This window comes from Ferroplasma sp. Type II, from assembly GCF_000496155.1.
Genome location: NZ_KI542782.1, coordinates 2413 through 4751 on the forward strand (window position 1 = coordinate 2413; position 2339 = coordinate 4751).

Consider the following 2339-nt stretch of genomic DNA (forward strand, 5'->3'; position numbering starts at 1 on the left):
CCACACCCCTGCCAAGCATAATAAGTATGAATCACCCATTTATATACCCATTATAGGTTGATTAGATCCACATTTATTCAATAAATAATAAATTAAAGTTAAAATTCACGAATTCTTCCATATATTTAGTTAATCGTATGGTGCTTACAATAACACAGTTACATAAAACCTATCCATAGTAGAAGTATGCCTATGAACTCAGCATAATAAAGAAAGACAGGTATGGCCGCAATATACAGGGTTCCGGCTATGGCGACTATTATAACTCCAGCAATAATGCTCAATAGCTTCTTGCTGTGGAATTTTTTGTAGCTTATTGCAGCAATAAGAATTATAAATACTGCAGCAGGGAATGTAACAAATGATGATGATATCACAATACTTAATGGTAGAATGCCGAATACTATGTGATGGTCTATTACATTTCCAATTGGATAGATAATAAGTGTGACAATAAGAAAAATTGTGGCCAAAATAGAATATAGGTAATAATAATTTAGAAATTTCCTATTTCCATACAGTGCAAAGGAACCCAGCGCAAGGAATTGTACGAGGACTGCAACAAGGAATAGATAGGAATCAATAAGAAATCTTGAATATATATTGTTTGCCATAATTATTTCGAGCAATACCGCTAAGGTGAACACAATAAGCCCGGCAGACCAGTACAATAAGTTCAATTGCTTTTTTGCCATGTATTTTCTTAAAATGAAGAATGTTAGACCTGCGCTCAGGATGAATATAACAATGGTAGAAAAGGTTACAAATGATTCTGAAACAACTGAAACCATACATCTGCATATTAAATTATAATATAAATATAATCAATAATTGTTATGTTCCTGTTTAATATTTTTGGCCTCTGAAAAGACAACTTTGCCTGACATCAAATTTTCCTCGTTTAACCGTTGCTCCCTTGCATCGGAATAGTAAGAAGTATTAAAACTTGAGACAATATCTTCACTTTTCGAAGTAACAGTATTTGTTCTGACTCCACCTTCCTCACTTCTGGGATACACTATTATCGAATCACCCTGAAAATCATCTGAGATAGAGTTTACTGATATAATAGGTATCCTATTTTCCAGAGACCTTGTTTCAACGTATAGATGCCATTCTCTGTGGAAGTCGCTTCTTATAAGTGAAGGATTGAATATTATATCACAGTGGTTTCTGAATAAGTATCTAGGGTAATCAGGAAAATCGAGGTCATAACAAACAAGTATGCCTATTCTCAGGCCCTCAATATCGAATATTTTAATGGTATTTCCTGGTGTGTATTTTGAACTTTCAGCCCTGTATAAATTGATCTTGTCCTGCCAGCCAGCTATTTCACCATTATGAAGTAAAAATGATCTGTTATAAAGAGACCTTTCATTATAAGAGATGCTTCCTAGAATTATTGTATTTTTTATTTTTATTGATTCTAGAATCTTATTCAAGGAATCCTCATTTACCCTGGTTGTTATAAATTTTTCAGGAAACACCAGAATTTCATTATCGCCAACCTTAAGCGAGGAGAGATATTCTAATGCATTTTCTAAAGGCATTCTCGGTGATTGTATTCCCCTTATGCTGATATCCATATTTTTTGATATTGGCACATTATTTTAATCTTTATGGTTTAGAAATTTCCTAAATTGTATTGCGTCATCCCTGGTGTCAATATCTATAAGGATGTTGCTACTTATCTCCATACCTGAAAAATCATTACTGTGCCTTAAGACTATTGACTTGGCTCCCTTATCGCCCTTAAGTTCAAAAATTTCTTCAAAATATTGTCTGGAAAATATGACGGGGCTTATTATGGTTCCATTATTTATAAATCCTGATATTCCTTTCCCGGAGGATTTATAATATTCTATGAGGCTATTCAAGGCACTGGGATCTAAAAGTGGCATATCGCCAGGTATTATCATTGCAGCATCACTGTTAGGAGAGATATTCTCTATCCCATGAACAATAGATGTTGACATCCCTTTTTCAAAATCTTTATTCCAGACTGTTTTGAATCCCTTATCTATGGAATATTTCTCTATTTCTTTATTTCTCAGAACTATTATGCGTTCCTGAAAATTCGAGTTGGAAACATTGTCGATAATATATGAGATAATGGGTTTTAAATTTACTTTATATAACAATTTGTTTGAATTGAATCGTATGGATTTCCCCGATGCCAGAATAATGGCGGAAACATTTACCATCTTATAAACCCATTAATATTACGGATATAATTTTTATCAAGAATACATCTTTTTGATAACTATGTTCTTTATTTACTTCANAAAATCTATATCTATATATTTGGATTTTCGCCTTATAAATTCATGTTTGTATCG

The 2339-nt window shown here is 32.8% G+C and carries 3 protein-coding genes; all 3 read right to left on the reverse strand.

Features of this window, described 5'->3' with window-relative positions:
• Nucleotides 1-158: 158 nt before the first annotated feature.
• Genes AMDU4_RS11165 through AMDU4_RS11175 form a run of 3 tightly spaced genes read right to left on the reverse strand, consistent with a single transcriptional unit; the run spans nucleotide 159 to nucleotide 2204 of the window.
• On the reverse strand, nucleotides 159-791 hold the full coding sequence (locus AMDU4_RS11165) for a hypothetical protein (RefSeq protein WP_021788078.1): 633 nt from the start codon (nucleotides 789-791) through the stop codon (nucleotides 159-161).
• A gap of 33 nt (nucleotides 792-824) precedes the next feature.
• On the reverse strand, nucleotides 825-1586 hold the full coding sequence (locus tag AMDU4_RS11170) for a carbon-nitrogen hydrolase family protein (protein WP_021788079.1): 762 nt from the start codon (nucleotides 1584-1586) through the stop codon (nucleotides 825-827).
• A gap of 24 nt (nucleotides 1587-1610) precedes the next feature.
• The gene (locus AMDU4_RS11175; RefSeq protein ID WP_021788080.1) at nucleotides 1611-2204 is read right to left on the reverse strand and encodes a nucleotidyltransferase family protein; all 594 of its coding nucleotides are present in this window, start codon (nucleotides 2202-2204) and stop codon (nucleotides 1611-1613) included.
• Nucleotides 2205-2339: the final 135 nt, after the last annotated feature.